The following is a 17,512-nucleotide window of genomic DNA, read 5'->3' on the forward strand; positions in this document are numbered from 1 at the left end:
CTGTTTTTAATGATTGACGAATGAACTTAAAAACGAGCCATTAAAAGAAAGCTGTCACCTGCACACTTCCTGTATGAATAGATGGAGCATTTTCAGACTTTCTTCCATTGTAGAGAAGTGAAAGTTGCATTCCCTTAGATACCTTTTGTTGCCAATTTATTTGCCATGTTTGGTTGGTACCAGGCTGCAGAGCATCTAAGAGTAAATATCCCAGATAAGATGCAGGGTCTCCATTAAAATCAATCTTCAATACGGAAAAAGCGCCACGGAGAGATCCTCTTCCTGCTTGATTCCAAGTAAGTTCTGTCTTATATATTTGAGATACTGATGATTCTTCAGATGCTTCACTAAATTGATTTCTTTTACTCTTTCTTTCAAAACTGCCAATCACCCGAATGACATTAGAAGGCTGCCATATTAGCTGAGGGCGATATGAGTCAATGATAATTTCAAAATTTCTTGAATCAAGAAAGTCAGATCTATTTAGCAAACTTCCGATGGTTGATGTAAGTCTAAACGTATATTCACTTGACAAATCAACCTTTGCATTTGCAATCCACTCATCTTTTTCTCGAGTTTCAAAACCTTGAACGAGCAACTGCTTATTGTCCGATTCTTGATATGTGAAATCACCTGCAAATCCTCTACCATTGCGATTAAAAAACAGTGTGTATCGTTTACCATCCTGAGAAGAAATCAAATCCTCGTCGGATAATCTTAAGCCAAAAGGGTTTAATCGATTTTGATACAACTCAGAAGTCGTTTTAAAATTGACATTGAAGTTGATGTTAGCAGAAAGCCTTGATGCAAATTTTTTAACCGCTCCTTGACTGCTCCAACTCCGTGGCATTCTTGCATCAATTGTATGTAAATAAAAAGTTTGAAATGAGGTAATATAGTCGTCTGTAGGAGTGAATATTTTAACAAAATTTCTTTCGTCTGGATTTATAGCTTCAAAAAACTCATTCAAGTCTTGAATTCCATCTTCATTCGTATCCCTCCATGTATGCGTCCCTTCTCCTGTACTTACTGGTAGATAGATAAACTCCCTTCTTAACTCGCGGCTATTACCAGTTGAAAGAGAAAAATTCGATCTCAAGTTGCGGTTAAAAAAAGATTGAATCCAGTTAACTCGACCGTTTATCACTTCATCTTGACCTATATTCAAGCCAAGTTTATCATCCACTTTTCGGTAATTAAAATCTCCAGACACACTTCCTTTATCTCCTCTAGATTCAAAAGAAGCATTAAAATTTTTCGAAAGTAGATAGTCCCTCAACTCCCCTTCTACAGGCAATTTATCCCTTCTTATTTTATAGCCTATTCGATAAGTAGATTTTGAAGAATCTGTACTAGCCAAATACACTTCATGCGATTTAAAGTTCATCAAAGATGTGATCACGCTATCTTGTAGAGATACCTTGTTTTGATCAATTTCATATATGTAACCTGGCGCCACTCTCCATTTCCTATAGCTAAGGTCAGACTTTGATCGAATCCAAATGGTTTCTGATGCTTGTTGATTATTTGAAAGCCTAAAATGCGATGATGTTAATCTAACGTCTCCAAATTCTTCATTAAAGTCCACTTGCTGTTGCCAGCCGTCAATCATAGAAGACCTCTTTCTTCTATTGAGAGAAGCTTCAAATCGATTGTTTTGATCCTTTCTGATTCCTCCTTTAACAAATAGTAATAAATCTTCAGAACTTTCAGAATTGCTCAGATCAAAATTCCAATCTCGATCAAAGAGGATAGGTCTATATCTATCTATAAAAGTGAAATTCGATTGGTCATATTCCATAGAAACTCCTCCAACCCACTGATATCCTTCAAAAATAGATTCTCTTCCTTGCGTAGTTAAAGATGTAGAATAAGCTCGGCTAATGTTATCCCCATCGTCAAGTGTAGAGTAAAGATTATTGTCTGTGTCTGAAAAAGCTACCTCTATACTAGCTGTTTCATATACTGATAATTTCACCTCTCCTCCTAGTGTTATCATCTGTCTACTATTTGGAAGTGGAATAAATGCACCTGGCTCATAGTTGCCCTGAGATTCACTACCCTGCGGAGAAACCCATTCATACACTCTTCCATTTGCTGTCGTTTGACTTAAGACATAATCTCCATTCCCAAATCCTACATCTGAAAAAGTAGCATTAAACAATTCTTCATCTGAGTTACTCGATGATTCAAAGATGGATTGTGTATTGCCATCAAGGTCGACGGTATCTTTTTTGATATATAGAATTCTGTTCTCCGAAAATCGGACTGAGTCAAAACCTGTGATGAATGCCTGATCAATATTATCTCCTATTCCTCTTAGTTGATTTAAATCATCATCACTCAAATTGAAACCGAAACTAGAATTGGGATTGTCTTTCTCACGGTAATAGTTAGCAAACAACTTAACTTTTTCATTTGATATACTTTGATAAGCTGACAAGTTGGATCGACTGTAAAATTGCTCTGCATATTCGAAATCAACTCGTATAATGGTGAACTGAGTGATGATGATGTGATTATTAAAAGTAATCTCACCAAGGTTGTAATCAATAACATAGTCACGATCAAATCCACGCTCCATCAACTTACCATCGACAAATACCTTTTCTGAATTTGCTAGTACGATAATAAAACGTTCTCCATTGGGACCTCTAAGTTTATAAGGGCCGGATAATCCATCTATTGGAGTTACAATCGCAGAGTTGAACTTCCCTTTTGATAAAGCACCTGATATTCTTGATTCGTATTTCCACTTATCTGAGCTACTCCTATAGCTTGCTTGTAGTCCTTGAACATTCTTAAGGTATCGTAAGAAGTACCCCGAATAATCAGGCTGTCTTAAAACAATATCTCCCACAGTCAAATCGAACTTGTCATTGTAAAGCTTGATAAAGACATTGTCAAAATCTCTAATCTGCTGCGTATTTCCTTCTGGTTGATAGGGAACATTTTGATCTGTAATCACAGCAGATATATTAAGGTTCTCATCTAATTTTCCTTCCATCTGAAGGTTCAGACTAGAGTTGACAAAGAGGTTTTGACGATTGCCAAAAGAGACTCCTCTTGTAATTGCTCCATATTTATCAACTCCCCCAAATTCAAACAACTCCTCTTTTTCAATAGGAGGACTGTTTTGAATCACGATGCGAGGATCTCCAGAATCATCATAAGTAGATAAACTTCTGTTTTGATACGACTTTGTTAATACTGATGAAATGACACGGTAGCATACTTCGACACTATCCTTTTCATCATTAACAATAATAGCTTGTGTGGAATCATTCCAAAAAAAGTCAGATGATACATCTATAGATCCAGGCTCTATAAGGAGTGTATCTAGTTGAATTGGTCTATTCGATGGTATTCTCTTACACCTCAGGTTTTGAGCATAAGAAGTCCCTGCAATAAGGAACAAAAGACTAACGATCAGCCACTGGCATTGAAATAAAGAACGTGGTTCCTTCACCTTGTTTAGATTCAAACCATATGTTACCTCCCGCGTTTTCAATTCCTTTTTTTGCCAAAGCAAGCCCTATTCCACTTCCTGTTGTTTTAGTACTAAAATAGTTCAGGAATATCTTATCCTTAAGTTCTTCAGGTACACCTTTTCCATTATCCTTTACAGATAGTATCCCTTTTCCTGCTTTTGTTTGAAGTTTAATTTCAATGTGCGCCAAATCTTTATTTACAGACTGAATAGCATTTAAAACAATATTATTGAGAATCCTTCTAAAAATATCTTTGTCTGCATCAATATTCGGCGCACCATCCATTTCTAAAGATATATCTACTCCCTCTGCCCTATAGAGTTCTGCAACTTCCTTGACCAGCTGTCCCCAATCAAACAATTGATTATCTGGTGCTGGCATCTCCGCAAATGCTGAAAATGATTCTGCGATTTGACTCAACGTATCCACTTGAGTGAGAAGAGAAGTAAGCGTTTCATGCTCTTTGGAACCAGACTGATGCCTTCTAAGCATTTGCTGGATTTTTAGCTGCATGGGAGTTAATGGGTTCTTGATCTCATGAGCAACCTGCTTAGCAATTTCTTTCCAAGCCGTTTCTTTCTGACTTTTTGCTAAGGCAAGTTTACTGTCTTCTAACTTCAACAGCATTTGATTATAGTCTTTTACCAAAGAACCAATCTCATCAGTCGATTCGTATTCAATGGGCTTATTTACTTCCTGCAAAGTAATTCTTCTAATTTTGTCTGCGACCATCCTAAGTGGCTGCAAAAGATTATTAAGTACTGTGTTTCCAAACACAATTGCTACTATGAATATAAATCCAAAAATGGTTATTAGGTTTCCAAATACCTCTATTTGTTGTCTCCTGAGGTGATTTTTTGAGTCGAAAAATGGCATAGCGATAAAGCCAGAAATTTGGTTATCTATCGTATTTACTACAGCATAGCAAACTTTATAATCCAGATTGCCAACCGACTCATCTGCAATAAAGCTTTGGTTTTCTTTCGCAATTAACTCTTCAAAAACTAATGGATTGATCAGGCTACTCTGTAAATCCAAATTGAAAATCTCAGGTTGACTTGTAGCTATTAAATAACCAGACTCATTATAGAAACTTAAGTCAGATTGGATATAGCTACTTATTTCAGCTAGTCTTCTTGCAGCCGTTTCATTGTTAATTTCATCAATCTCATTTGAGAGTATCTCAGAAATATAAAGTGCCTGCTTTAGATAGCTCCGATTGATTTCTTCACGATAAGAAGTATTCAACGTGTTTAGAAGAGCAAATCCCGCAATCAAAAGAGGTATCATGAACGCCATGCTTAGATAAAGTTGAATCTTACTTGTGAAATTCAACTTTAATCCAAATTCTATTATAGAACTAACAATGCTAAAAGTGCCCAAAGCAAAAAGTAGTAGCAAGAAGAAAAATGAAAAATTAGTGAGTCTGTCTCTGGCTTCATATTTTTTAGAAATGATTAGGATTGTTCTTCCGTCATTTGTTTTAACGCCGTAGTAATGCTTTCCATTTTTTTCAATCCCACGGATATATAAAGCTTCTATTTCAAAGTCTTCCCTTTGTGGCCATTCACCTTGTCCGAATTTGCTACGATGAAATAGTATATCGTCTCCTGCAAATACGGCATAATCAAAATCATTTGTAACGGAGAAGTATTTATTGTCAGTCAGTAAAGCTGGGTAAACACTGGAGGGGACTCTCTTCTTGATTTTCAAAATTATTAACCCCACTAGCTCACCGACATTGATTTTGCAGATATACTTGAAGTTTGTTCCTTCATCTATAAAATAGATATTCTCATAATCAGATTGATTGTCTAATGATAGTAGACTGTACTCTCTTGTAAATCGTGTGTTCAGTTGTAGTTTTTGATAATCTTGAAAAACGATCTCCAAGTCATACTTATTAAAGTATGGGGTCAAAAACTCGCTTCGAATACGATCCTCTAAAACCGACCTACTTCTCTCACTTGCCACCATGGCCAGGTTATCATCTTCAGAAAGTTTTTTAATTGTTTGATCCAGATAGAATTCACCCAATACATCACGCTTAAGCAATAAATAGTTTGCGAACTTCTTTTTTGAATCCAGTTCTGCACCTTCTTCATATTTGTATATGCAAAAAGCTAGAACAGCAGATATTCCCAAACTCACCATGAGGATAAAAAGTAGGTTTGAATAGGTGAATTCTTTAAATGATTTACCCCATCTATAGCGAGTTGATACCAAAAGAATCGCAATGTGAACAACACTAAATGTAATAGACAAAAGATCCAACATTCCCATCAAACATGCCGCCATTAAAGCTCCAATGATGGTCTGACTAACCTGTGTGCTTCTTCTCATCAATTTCAGTGTCAGGTAGGTAAAATAGAAGTAACTAATACATGCGAGTAGAATACATGCGTAGGCTGATATTCTCAGCAAATCAAATTGAATCGACTGACCTACATCGAGAGAAAGTTGTGAATTACTAATTATACTCCAGGCTACATGGAGCACAACCCCCGAAAGAATAGTATTGATGGCGCTCATAACTATAACTCCTCTAACAGATCTTTTGAGCATCAAAACATACTTTGCACTAGAAATAATTATCAATAGCAACAACAAGCAATTGATAAATAAATCCCCAAGGGTAGGGTTTACAATAGAAGAAGTGTACTTAATTGGATTAAATAATTCATACCTAAAAAGAAATCTGAATGCCTCAAACTCAAGGGTTAGGTACCTTAGGAAAAACAGTATAGCTGTTGCTATCCAAAAAGATTTAATATTTATCTGACAATATTTCCAATATTCGATCAGCAGAACCAATAGAATTACAATAGATAAGATCGCATCAATCAGTCCATCTGGCATACCATTTATGCTATAGTGAATTAAATCTCTGTATTCATATTCTCCACTATTCGTTGATAGGTAATCAATACTTTCAGAGAGTTCAATGCTTCTCCCTTCGGTCAAATACTGATTTTTTATACTATAGGTCTCTAGCAATTGTAAGCACGATAAATACGTACATGTTTCATTTTCAAATTGCTGAAGCAGAAAAATTCCAAGTTCGTTGCTAATGACACGAATAGAATCATCAAATTGATTGGATACAAATGGTTTATTATCACTCCATTCTTCAAGTCTACCCTTACATATTGTCCGTTTTCTAAATTTATCATTTATGGAGTTTCCTCTACTCCATGCTTTCAGATCTTCATATTGTTCAGCAATGATTGCATCAAAGTTTGTTTCAACTTTTTCTCGTGAACGACCTTCCCAGTCGACAATAAAGTGATTGCCTAACAGCAGCAGAATGCCACCTATTAAAGAAACAATGGATAGTTTGTGATTCACAATAGCGAAAGATACAATAATCAGGCCTTTAGAGACCTACTAGCTCTTCCAAATCAGATACAGGAATATGACACGAGAATAACGGAAATTGAATGGAAACAAAACCGCCGCTACAACTAAAATAGAAATGAGATAGACATTAAGCTCCGGGTCATCAAAAACATAGTAAAGTATAAATGCGGTAATCAGAAATATAGCCGTAGAGAATCCATAACTAACGTACATCGCTCCATAAAAATTACCAGGTTCCTTTTCATATCTTAGGTTACAATTGGGGCAATTTGCATGCATCGAAGACATTTTCTTGAGATTCAAAACTGAATCGGTGAAAACCTCCCCTTCCCTACATCTGGGACATTTAGCTTTTAAAACGCTCGTTAAGACTGACACGTGTTGTGGATTTACTACTATATCTGTACCAAAGAAAAATCAAAAGGAATACAACGATGTATGGAGTAAAGAATAGAAACATAATACCATTATTCAAACCCTCAGCCATCGAAGTTTCTCCAGCACTTACATTGTTTTTTATTTGAGTTCTGCACATTGCGCATTGAGCCCAATTGATCAAAGGGGCTGAAATGAAAGATAATGCTATGAGTATTTTCTTCATCCTTATTAGAAGTAATACGGTTTGATCATAAAATAGACAATCACTCCTGTGATCGAAACATACATCCAAACCGGATAAGTAAATTTCACCATCTTCTTGTGTCGAGCAATCTGACCTGTGAGTGCAAAATAGAACGCAAACAAGACAAACGGAACTACCAAAATAGAAAGTAAAATATGACTTGCTAGAATAACCAAATAAACGACCCGATTGGTTCCTACCTCCAACAACTCACTTTCATTCAATTCTCCATCATAATTCAAATCTCCAAACTTCACAGAGTCTACACTAGAATGATAAAGGATATAGGAAATAAGGAAAAGAATCCCAAGAAACAATGAAGCAAGCATGAAGGATCTATGCATTCCCACATTCCCTTTTTTAACCGAAACGAGCGCTGCTCCTAAGGTAAAGACGGTCAATGAATTAATTGTGGCATGTACTGCTGGTAAAATTTTAACCCAATCTCCTGCTATACCTAATTTAGAGGGAAAAAATATTAAGAAAGCAACCACAAGCGGGATAAGTATAGAAATCAAATAAATGATTCTTAAGTAAGTCTTGTTATCTGCTCGTTCCTTTTCCATATGACTTTTGCAGCAATAGAATATCCAATTCAGTTAATAACTGATCTACACCATCTCTGGTTAGATCATAGGCTCCCCAAAGTCCTTCTTCATTAACCAAAATTAAATTGGTATTAGGTTGATCAATACATTCAAAAAAATCGGAGGATTCATATACAAGATTAGCACCACGTTTATCAGTAGCATAAATGACTCTATTCATATAGTTTGTTTCAACTAAGGATAGTGAGTCGTTTTTCGATACAATTGTTATTTCAGAATAATTCCCACACGCGGAAGATACCTCTCCTAGCAAAGTCAGTGAGAAATTATTACTCCCGAATAACTGTAAGAATAGATACCAGGCAACAGGTATCAGAAATACTACGAAAATTAAGAATCTTTTGAGTCCCTTACTTTGCAATAGACCTAGCTAAGCGCATTTAAAATCGCCCCACCTTGATAAATCATAATGAAGATGAAGAATACAACGAACAGCATGGGAAGTACAATTGACATCCTAAGTGATTTTTTTTCATGGCCTAAGTGCATGAATTCCGCCACTATGTAATACGCTTTTACAATGGTCAAGGCGATAAAAACAACTATCCTGATCCATTTATGCTCGTGAGGCACGGTAAAAGCAATTCCAAATTCTATTGCAGTTATCAAGGCCAAGTACCACATCACCTTAAGAAAATTCTTAACCTTCGCCTTATCTACAGGCTTTACTTCAATTTGTGGAGTTTGTTGATCCATTTTACTTGATAATTATGCGATTATACTAAATAGAAGAATGTAAATACAAAGACCCATACCAAATCGACAAAGTGCCAGTATAGACCAACTTTTTCCACCATTTCATAATGTCCCCTCTTTTCAAAGATACCGACAGTCGCTTGATAGAATATGATAAAATTTATTAAGACTCCACTAAAAACGTGGAATCCATGAAATCCAGTAATAAAGAAGAATAGCGCAGCAAAGTTTGGAGGGCCATATTGATTAGAAGAGAGTCCTGCTCCTTGGAAAAAATTACCAACTTCATTCATGGACATATCAGCCCCATGGATAAAATGACTCCACTCCCATGCTTGACATCCGAGGAACGTAATACCACCAAGAAGCGTCCAAAGCATCCACTTCTCAACCGCTTTTCTATCCATACGCTCACCAGCTTCAACTGCCAAAACCATTGTAACAGAACTAATGATCAAAATAAATGTCATAATTCCTACAAACACCAAAGGCAACTCAACTCCATGTAAGAATGGAACTGCTTCAAAAACTTTTTCAGGTATTGGCCAGTATTCTTGGGAGAATTTAAAGTCGGCAACTGTACCGGCATAAGCTGGATGACTGAATCTTATTAAGCCATACGTGATTAGTAGAGCAGAAAAAGTGAAGGCATCAGATAACAAGAAGAACCACATCATCAACTTTCCATAACTGGATTTCATCGGTGATACTCCACCGCCCCAGATGTTCTTCTTTTCTTCGTCAACTATTACAGCCGTGTTAGCCATACTTTATCAGTTTTGTAGGTTAATTATTGAGAATCAAAAATAAGTATAAATACAACCAAAGTCCACCAAGAAAATGCCAGAATGTGGTACACATCTCTATTCGAACTAAACTCTTCGAATGAACTTGATATCTAAATGCTTTATTCAGAACAATCAATAGGAAAACAATCGCTCCGATTAGGTGTGCTATATGTAGTCCTGTAAATACATAAATGAAAGAACTTGCCGGGTTTCCAACAAAGTGAAACCCTCCCTCAACTAGCTGACCCCAAGCTTGAATTTGACCTACTATGAATACGATTGCTAATATCGCAGTTAATGTCAGAGCAATGCGTATTTTATTAATGTCATCCCTTTTAGCAAAAATATAAGCGAGATGCATCGTCACACTACTTAGTATTATGATCCCTGTAGTAAACTTGAACAGTGGCGGAAAATCGATATAAACCCAATCACCAACTGATTTCTTAACGATATAGGCACTTGATAATGAGACAAATACCATTACTACAGAAACAAGAAACAACCACATTGCAAACTTTTTAGGATGCATTGATCGTACTTTATTCGCTTCTAATTCTCCTGTCATAGCTTATCTATTAAAAAAGTTATTTGCACAATTGGTAAATAGATAAAAGATCCAAACATGATCCGCCGTGCCTTTTGATTTGAAGTATCTTTCATCAAACTAAAAGTCTGCGCAAGAAAGAGTGTTCCGCAAACAGTAGCTACCACCCCACTAGTAAGACCTGTCAAACCAAAATAAGTTGGCAACAGACCTAACGGTAATAAAAACAATGTATACACCATTATGTTTATAGCGGTATTAAGGTCTTTTGCTCCCCCTCCTGGTAATAGTTTAAAACCAGCCTTTTTATAGTCTTCATCGGATACCCAAGCAATGGCCCAAAAATGTGGAAACTGCCAGATAAATTGGATTCCGAAGATGATCATAGCCTCATAAGTAAGTAACCCACTAGCAGCTGCCCATCCAATTAATGGAGGCAAAGCTCCAGGAATAGCACCAACAAAAACGGCAATAGAACCTACACGCTTCAATGGTGTGTATACAAAAGCATATAGAATTAAAGATAAAAGTGATAAAGCTGTGGCTAAAAAATTTGCAGCAACGAGCATTAACCCTAATCCAGCTATACCAGTCAAAAGACTAAACCAAATAGCCTCAGTCTCAGTTATTCTACTCGATGGAAGAGGTCTGTTCTTAGTCCTTTTCATAATCGCGTCATACTTCTGCTCGATGACCTGATTGATCGTTACAGAAGATCCTGAAACTAAAAAACCAGCGACTAAAAAGAAAAAGAAATTAATCCAATTAATGGATGATTGATTTGCCAATGCATAACCAAATCCAGAGGAGAATACTACTAGAAAAGACAGTCTTGGTTTGAGCAATTCATAATACGCCTTAACTTTTGTTGCGGTATTAATATCGATATGAGATACAGAAGAGTTCACCTGACTAGTTTGAGACGTAAAGTTAAGTAAAAGAGCATGCTAAAAATGCTAACACCAAGAATTAAATGAAGTGGCTGTAACCAAAAAGGAAACGCAAATCGAGTCATTCCTATTCCTGCTATCATTGCTAGAAAAACTAGAAAAACCAATCTCACAGAGGTATTGATGATCCAGACTTGTTTAGTCTTTCTAGCATAATATGCTATTAAAACAGACCCAATAAGAATCAACCATGAATAAGATCTATGAATAAAAAAAGAAGTCGATAGATGTGTACTCCAGTCTTCTTTTCCTATTGGAGATATCAATAAATCATCAATTACACCACGTACTTCTGTTCCAAGTACTATTTGAGGTATAAATAATAATGTAGTCACTAAACCGACTATAAAAAGCGGATTATGTCTATAGATTGGAAGCTCTCGAACTTTTACGTTCATCCATATTAACATAGCTACGATCACCAAAGCCAACAGCATATGGAACGTGATAAAACCATGTAGAAGATTTGTAGAGACAACCAGTGATCCTACCCATCCTTGGAATCCTGTTAAAATAAAAATCATCACACCGACAATAGGAATCCATATCGATTTTTTCTTGAAAGCGAATGAGAAAATCATATTAAAAAAAACAAATAATCCAATCAATACACCAACTAATCTATTGATGTATTCAATCCAGGCCTTGGTTACATCAAATTCCTGTTCAACAAGAACTGCCGGATCATTGGTGATTTTATTACTCAAATCGTTGTATCCAAGGCGGCTAAACATCTTAGCAAGACGCTTATTTTTAGCAATCCTTTGCTCAAGAAATATATCTTGATAATTATCTGGTAAAACTTCAGAAGTGGTTGGAGGAATGTATGAACCGAAGCATTTAGGCCAATCCGGGCAGCCCATTCCAGCACCCATTACGCGAACAATGCTACCCACTAGTATCAGTACAAATACTGATACTAGTGTAATTGCATTTATTCTTAGAAAATTCTTTTGATTAATTATTCTTCTCAACTCCAGTCAAATCTTCATCCTTAGTTAGCTCATTTTCGTGCTCAAGGTTAGATTCAGAAGTGTGCGAGTAAGGTACCGTTTGAGGAATGAAATCATCTTTCGCTTCTGGCTTACTGTAATCATAAGGCCATCTAAATACCTTAGGTATTGCTCCTATCCAATTACCATGTCCTGGGAATCGAGGTGTCGTCCATTCAAGCGTTGTTGACTTCCATGGATTAGCAGGTGCTAATTTGCCTCTATATATAGAATAGAAGAAGTTAAATAGGAATATAAACTGAGCTGCAAAGGTCAAAATAGCTGCAATACTTACCAGTGCATTCAAATCTCCATAAATACTAAACGTTTCAAATGAAGTGAATGAATAATATCTTCTCGGAAAGCCTGCTATTCCTATATAGTGTAATGGGAAAAACACCAGATAGATACCTACAAAAGATAGCCAAAAATGCAACTTGCCTAGCTTATCATTCATCATTCTTCCGAACATCTTAGGGAACCAATGATACACACCAGCCAAAAGACCAAAAAACGATGCGCTCCCCATTACAAGGTGAAAATGAGCAACAACGAAATATGTGTCATGAAGATTAATATCAAGAACTGAGTTCCCAAGGAAAATACCTGTCAATCCTCCTGATATGAAGAAAGACACTAAACCTATCGAAAACAACATGGCTGGAGTGAATATGATATTGCCTTTCCACAATGTCGTGATATAATTAAATGCCTTAATAGCGGATGGAACTGCTATCACCAATGTCAATATGGTAAATACTGAACCTAAAAATGGATTCATGCCAGTCACAAACATGTGGTGAGCCCATACAATAAACGATAAGAAGCCAATTCCTAACATTGAGCCAATCATTGCCTTATAGCCAAATATTGGTTTCCGTGAATTGGTTGCAATAATTTCTGATGTAATACCCAGTGCTGGAAGTATTACAATGTATACTTCAGGGTGTCCCAGGAACCAAAACAAATGCTGGTATAAAATTGGACTTCCACCTACATTAGGCAAAGCCTCACCTTGTATATAGATTTCTGATAAATAGAAACTAGTACCGAAGGATCGGTCAAATATCAAGAGCAATGCTGCCGATAATAAAACTGGGAATGACAACAATCCTAAGATTGCTGTAATAAAAAATGCCCAAATAGTTAAAGGCATTCGTGCAAACGACATCCCTTGTGTTCTCATATTGATGATAGTAGTGATATAATTAATACCACCTAAGAGAGAAGAAGCGATGAATAATGCCATTGAAACCAACCATAAGGTCATTCCAAGGCCTGATCCTTGAATTGCTTGAGGTAGTGCGCTCAATGGCGGATAGACAGTCCATCCACCGCCGGCTGGTCCAGTTTCGATAAAAAGAGAAATGAACATAACAACACTGGATGCAAAAAAGAACCAGTAAGACAGCAAATTCATGAAGCCTGAAGCCATGTCCCTTGCTCCAATCTGTAACGGAATTAAGAAATTAGAGAATGTACCACTTAAGCCAGCTGTCAGCACGAAAAATACCATAATGGTACCATGCATAGTAACCAGAGCCAAATAAAATTCAGCATCTAATTTGCCTGTTTCAGTAATCCATTGCCCTAATAGAGGTCTTAGCCACTCTAAGCTCATTTCCGGAAATCCCAACTGAAGTCTGAATATGATAGAGAGTCCGCCTCCTATCAATGCCCAGAAAATACCTGTAATCAAGAATTGCTTCGCGATTGTCTTGTGATCAGTCGTGAATATATACTTGCTTATAAACCCCTGTTCGTGATGTTCATCGTCATGGTGATCATCATGTGCCAAATCTTCTTGAAGTTGTATATCTGTTACTGACATATTGAATTATTTTGAACTACTCGCAGCAGTTGTAACTTTTTGTTGACTCTCAATGTTTTCGATTCCCGCAGCAATTTTTGCAGCTTCTTTCAAATCTTCCGGAACCTGACTTATATAACTTGGATTTTGTTTAAGGAAAGTATTTTCCTGACTTTCCTTATACCATGAATCATATTCATCTTGTTCAAGTACCGTGATAATTCCTTTCATACCATAATGACTCTTACCGCAAATTTTATTGCATACAAGTTCATAATTGAAATCAGGGTTTCCAGTTATTTCTCGCATCTCCTCTGTACTTACAGTAGGTGTAAACCAAAAACGTGTAGGCATTCCAGGAACTGCATTCATCTGCATTCTGAAGTGTGGATTATAAACACTATGTATTACATCTCTACCACGAATTTGAAGATGCACTGGCTTGCCTTTTGGTAAGACAAGTTGAGTAGGCATAAAATCGTCATGACCACTTTGATCTTCTAAATCGATACCCATTGAATTAATTGCATCGATTTTTCTAAAATCATATTTTCCTAATGCTCCATCTTTTCCAGGATATCTGAATGCCCAAGCGTACTGATATCCCATTACCTCTATGACCTCAGAATTTTCCGGAGCTGGGCCTGTAACTAAATTCCATTGCTTCAAACCAGAAATAATCAACCATGCCAGAACGACTGCTGGAACAATTGTCCAAATCATCTCCAACTTATTATTGTGTGGATAATAGTGGGCTTTGTTCGTTTCTTTATAACGATACTTCCAACCAAAACCGAATAAGAAAATCTGAGTAACAATGAATACAAAAACGGTAACCGCCATTGTAATCCAAAATAAATTTTCAGTAACTACAGCATGCTCAGATGCAATTGGCAAATTGTAAGTGTTGTACTCAGTCATCGAAAAGTAAAAGAATCCCGCAATTCCTGCAATCAGGAATACCATCATTAGCAAACCTTGAAAATTATTACCAGATGGCACATGAGTCTTCTTCTTGTCCTTCTTTACAACATCAACTAACGTAGTAACACGGTATGCTATGAATATCACAGCTATGATTAAAACGACCGCTACAACAATGATTAAATTAAGCATAATCTCTATCCCTCACTTATTAAATATGATGATGCAAACTTTCTTTTAACATTGGGTGATTTTTCCCGAACAAAGGCGCCTTTGATAGTGCATTTAAAGTCACATATAAGAAAGCACCAACATATACAAGAATTAACCCTATCTCAAGGAATCCAAAACCTCCATTGTCTCCTACCGTACCTGGTGAAACCATCATATAAAAGTCTAGCCAATGACCAAATACAACAGCAGGACAAACAACTTTTAAAATCCGTGTATGTCTCTTCGCATCTCTTGTCATAAGAAACAAGAAAGGAAAGAAGAAGTTTAAAATTAAATTGATATAAAACACTGGAGCATAGTGGTCATCCTTCCATCGTTCCAAGAAATACACTGTTTCCTCAGGAATATGTGCATAGTATATTAGAAGGAATTGAGAGAACCATATATACGTCCAGAAAATACTAAAAGCAAAAACAAATTTTCCTAGATCATGAATGTGGTTTTCATTAACCACGGCTAGATATCCTTTATCCTTGAGCATTACTACAATGAACAATGTCAATGCCAAACCGGCTACCCACCAACTAGCGAATGCATACCAACCAAACATGGTACTAAACCAATGAACATCAATTGACATGATCCAATCCCAAGCTGACATAGATGAAGAAACTGCGAAGAATATAAGGAAGACAGCAGATGTCTTTCTCATCTGATACCATTTTGCAGTACCTCCCTCTAAATCTTCAGCGAATGCCAGAGATCTCAATTTTCTAAATAATAGATACCATACACCGAAGAAAACAACCATTCTCCCTATCCAAAATACAGGTATCGAGCCTCCTTCTAAAGGCCAGAAAAAATATGGAGCTTTACCTTTTATTATTTCGTCACCATTCTCTCCATATAAATCATGATGGGTCCAATGGAAGATATCACCAGCTCCAAAAAAGAAGACAACCAACATTAGAACAAATGCGATTGGGAGCCAGTTACCAAAAGCCAGAGGTATTCGTTTTACTCCTGCTGTCCAGCCCGCCTGAGCTGCATATTGGATAGCAAAGAAGAATACGCCAATAACCGCTAGACCAGCAAAAAACACATTGTTAATCCATAGGTTAGATAAAAGTCTTTTGACAGAAGAGCTACTTCCATGATGAGTTTCTTCACCATGACCTTCTTCTGCATGATCTTCTTCACCGTATGGCTCCTCTCCGTGACCATCAGACACTACTTCCGAGTGATCACCTCCATGGTCTTCCCCGTGATCTCCTGATCCTAATGTAAAATATCCTACAGCAGAAAGCACTAAACCTACAACTAAGGTTATTAGCAAGCGCTTCTTTGCAGTGGCAGTAAATTCAAATCTTTCTTCTGATACCATGAGTAGATTTTAATTCTTCTTTTGCAATTCTTTAACGTATCGAGCTATCCTCCAACGATCTTGGGAACTTACCTGAGATCCATGTGCTCCCATCAGTCCTTTACCATAAGTGATAACATGAAATATATGGCCTTCTGTAACTTCTAAGTAGGCCGCTCCATTTAGATTGGCAACTCCTGCATAAGCTTCAGCTACTTTTCCATCTGCATTTCCCTTTTCACCATGACAATGTTGACAATAGCTATCATATAGTGCTTTTCCATCTTTCACTACCCCTTCAGCATCTAAGGCAAATGGGCTTACCAAAGTGGTAGCAGCAATTTCTAATTCATCTTTTGTCAAACGAACAGGTAGTGGTTGACCTCTTCTAACTGTATTAGCCACAGGCTTACGCATATTCATTTTGAATTGGTTATATGGATTAGAGTTATAAAACTCTCCATGTTCATCCTCATCATTGGAATCTAGCCAAGTACCAGCATCTTCATTGGTAATCTGTGTTAATGGCTCATAAGGAGTAGAATGATACATTTGAGGAGCATACTCCAGTCCTGTGTCATCAACACCAGCTGCACAAGAGGCAACTAATGTCCCTAATGTGATAATCCCTAAATATCTTAATGTCTTTAGTTTCATTATCAATCAAACTTTTTGTTATTCACCTCAGTGGCTCCACTACCGTTCAATACGCTTTTTATATCCGCTTCAGTTTTGTCATTGCTATCTAAATCAATAGCCATCACATGTTTATCATCAGTAATCCGGATATCGTAGATTCTTGGCTTACCCCATGGCTTAAGATTTGAAATACCTAAAAAGGTGCCTACCATTCCAAATGAAGCTAGTAGAACAGTGAGTTCAAACGTCACTGGTACGAAAGAAGGAAAAGGAATGTGATCCTTACCTCCAATGATCATTGGCCAATCAACACCCATCATACCAATTTGCATAGTTAATGCAAGCGTGGTACCGGTAATACCAAAAAGGAATGCGGCTATGGATAGCCAGCTTCGTTTATACCCTAATGCATCTTCGAGTCCGTGTACAGGAAATGGTGAATAAACCTCTTCGATTTTTACACCTGACTCCCTTACTGTTTTGATAGCGTCCATCAAAACATCTTCATCTTCATAGACGCCCAGTACGTAATTCGTTCCTTGAGACAT

The 17,512-nt window shown here is 36.9% G+C and carries 15 protein-coding genes; all 15 read right to left on the bottom strand.

All coding sequences use genetic code 11. The annotated features are described in order from the left end of the window. Window positions 1–40 precede the first annotated feature (40 nt). The gene (locus ABJQ32_01910) at window positions 41–3,469 is read right to left on the bottom strand and encodes a hypothetical protein (protein MEP5288373.1); all 3,429 of its coding nucleotides are present in this window, start codon (window positions 3,467–3,469) and stop codon (window positions 41–43) included. Next, entirely contained in the window at window positions 3,423–6,839 is a 3,417-nt protein-coding gene (locus ABJQ32_01915; protein ID MEP5288374.1) for a HAMP domain-containing sensor histidine kinase, read from the bottom strand. The genes ABJQ32_01910 and ABJQ32_01915 overlap by 47 nt, the downstream gene beginning before the upstream one ends. Window positions 6,840–7,197: 358 nt before the next feature. Then, the gene (locus tag ABJQ32_01920) at window positions 7,198–7,452 is read right to left on the bottom strand and encodes a hypothetical protein (protein ID MEP5288375.1); all 255 of its coding nucleotides are present in this window, start codon (window positions 7,450–7,452) and stop codon (window positions 7,198–7,200) included. Between the two features lie 5 nt (window positions 7,453–7,457). Next, window positions 7,458–8,039, bottom strand: coding sequence for a DUF420 domain-containing protein (locus ABJQ32_01925; protein ID MEP5288376.1), 582 nt, complete (start codon window positions 8,037–8,039; stop codon window positions 7,458–7,460). Further along, window positions 8,017–8,241: a hypothetical protein gene (locus ABJQ32_01930; GenBank protein ID MEP5288377.1), complete on the bottom strand. Its 225-nt coding sequence runs from the start codon at window positions 8,239–8,241 to the stop codon at window positions 8,017–8,019. The genes ABJQ32_01925 and ABJQ32_01930 overlap by 23 nt, the downstream gene beginning before the upstream one ends. A gap of 206 nt (window positions 8,242–8,447) precedes the next feature. After that, entirely contained in the window at window positions 8,448–8,777 is a 330-nt protein-coding gene (locus ABJQ32_01935; GenBank protein MEP5288378.1) for a cytochrome C oxidase subunit IV family protein, read from the bottom strand. Between the two features lie 20 nt (window positions 8,778–8,797). After that, window positions 8,798–9,544 carry a cytochrome c oxidase subunit 3 gene (locus ABJQ32_01940; protein MEP5288379.1) on the bottom strand — a complete coding sequence of 249 codons (747 nt, stop codon included), beginning with the start codon at window positions 9,542–9,544 and terminating at the stop codon, window positions 8,798–8,800. A 19-nt stretch (window positions 9,545–9,563) separates the two neighbouring features. Continuing rightward, on the bottom strand, window positions 9,564–10,133 hold the full coding sequence (locus tag ABJQ32_01945) for a cytochrome c oxidase subunit 3 (protein MEP5288380.1): 570 nt from the start codon (window positions 10,131–10,133) through the stop codon (window positions 9,564–9,566). Continuing rightward, window positions 10,130–11,020, bottom strand: a complete 891-nt coding sequence (gene cyoE / locus ABJQ32_01950; GenBank protein ID MEP5288381.1) for a heme o synthase — start codon at window positions 11,018–11,020, stop codon at window positions 10,130–10,132. The genes ABJQ32_01945 and cyoE overlap by 4 nt, the downstream gene beginning before the upstream one ends. After that, a complete protein-coding gene (locus ABJQ32_01955; protein ID MEP5288382.1) occupies window positions 11,017–12,036 on the bottom strand; it encodes a COX15/CtaA family protein in 1,020 nt (339 codons plus the stop codon). Before ABJQ32_01955 ends, cyoE begins: the two co-directional genes overlap by 4 nt. After that, entirely contained in the window at window positions 12,020–13,885 is a 1,866-nt protein-coding gene (locus ABJQ32_01960) for a cbb3-type cytochrome c oxidase subunit I (GenBank protein ID MEP5288383.1), read from the bottom strand. Before ABJQ32_01960 ends, ABJQ32_01955 begins: the two co-directional genes overlap by 17 nt. A gap of 6 nt (window positions 13,886–13,891) precedes the next feature. Next, the gene (locus ABJQ32_01965) at window positions 13,892–14,980 is read right to left on the bottom strand and encodes a cytochrome c oxidase subunit II (GenBank protein MEP5288384.1); all 1,089 of its coding nucleotides are present in this window, start codon (window positions 14,978–14,980) and stop codon (window positions 13,892–13,894) included. Window positions 14,981–14,999: 19 nt separating this feature from the next. Further along, window positions 15,000–16,346, bottom strand: coding sequence for a hypothetical protein (locus ABJQ32_01970; protein ID MEP5288385.1), 1,347 nt, complete (start codon window positions 16,344–16,346; stop codon window positions 15,000–15,002). A 9-nt stretch (window positions 16,347–16,355) separates the two neighbouring features. Continuing rightward, entirely contained in the window at window positions 16,356–16,982 is a 627-nt protein-coding gene (locus ABJQ32_01975) for a cytochrome c (protein MEP5288386.1), read from the bottom strand. A gap of 2 nt (window positions 16,983–16,984) precedes the next feature. After that, a complete protein-coding gene (locus tag ABJQ32_01980) occupies window positions 16,985–17,512 on the bottom strand; it encodes a DUF3341 domain-containing protein (GenBank protein MEP5288387.1) in 528 nt (175 codons plus the stop codon).

The organism is Marinobacter alexandrii (genome assembly GCA_039984955.1).
In the GTDB taxonomy this organism is placed as follows: Bacteria; Bacteroidota; Bacteroidia; order Cytophagales; family Cyclobacteriaceae; genus Ekhidna.

Bases quoted from the DNA above. Each gene is read 5' to 3' on its own strand.
- ABJQ32_01980 (MEP5288387.1), bottom strand. From the start codon at position 17,512: ATGTCTCAAGGAACGAATTACGTACTGGGCGTCTATGAAGATGAAGAT.
- ABJQ32_01935 (MEP5288378.1), bottom strand. From the start codon at position 8,777: ATGGATCAACAAACTCCACAAATTGAAGTAAAGCCTGTAGATAAGGCG.
- ABJQ32_01945 (MEP5288380.1), bottom strand. From the start codon at position 10,133: ATGACAGGAGAATTAGAAGCGAATAAAGTACGATCAATGCATCCTAAA.
- ABJQ32_01925 (MEP5288376.1), bottom strand. From the start codon at position 8,039: ATGGAAAAGGAACGAGCAGATAACAAGACTTACTTAAGAATCATTTAT.
- ABJQ32_01975 (MEP5288386.1), bottom strand. From the start codon at position 16,982: ATGAAACTAAAGACATTAAGATATTTAGGGATTATCACATTAGGGACA.
- ABJQ32_01940 (MEP5288379.1), bottom strand. From the start codon at position 9,544: ATGGCTAACACGGCTGTAATAGTTGACGAAGAAAAGAAGAACATCTGG.
- ABJQ32_01920 (MEP5288375.1), bottom strand. From the start codon at position 7,452: ATGAAGAAAATACTCATAGCATTATCTTTCATTTCAGCCCCTTTGATC.
- ABJQ32_01970 (MEP5288385.1), bottom strand. From the start codon at position 16,346: ATGGTATCAGAAGAAAGATTTGAATTTACTGCCACTGCAAAGAAGCGC.
- ABJQ32_01930 (MEP5288377.1), bottom strand. From the start codon at position 8,241: ATGAATAGAGTCATTTATGCTACTGATAAACGTGGTGCTAATCTTGTA.
- ABJQ32_01965 (MEP5288384.1), bottom strand. From the start codon at position 14,980: ATGCTTAATTTAATCATTGTTGTAGCGGTCGTTTTAATCATAGCTGTG.
- ABJQ32_01960 (MEP5288383.1), bottom strand. From the start codon at position 13,885: ATGTCAGTAACAGATATACAACTTCAAGAAGATTTGGCACATGATGAT.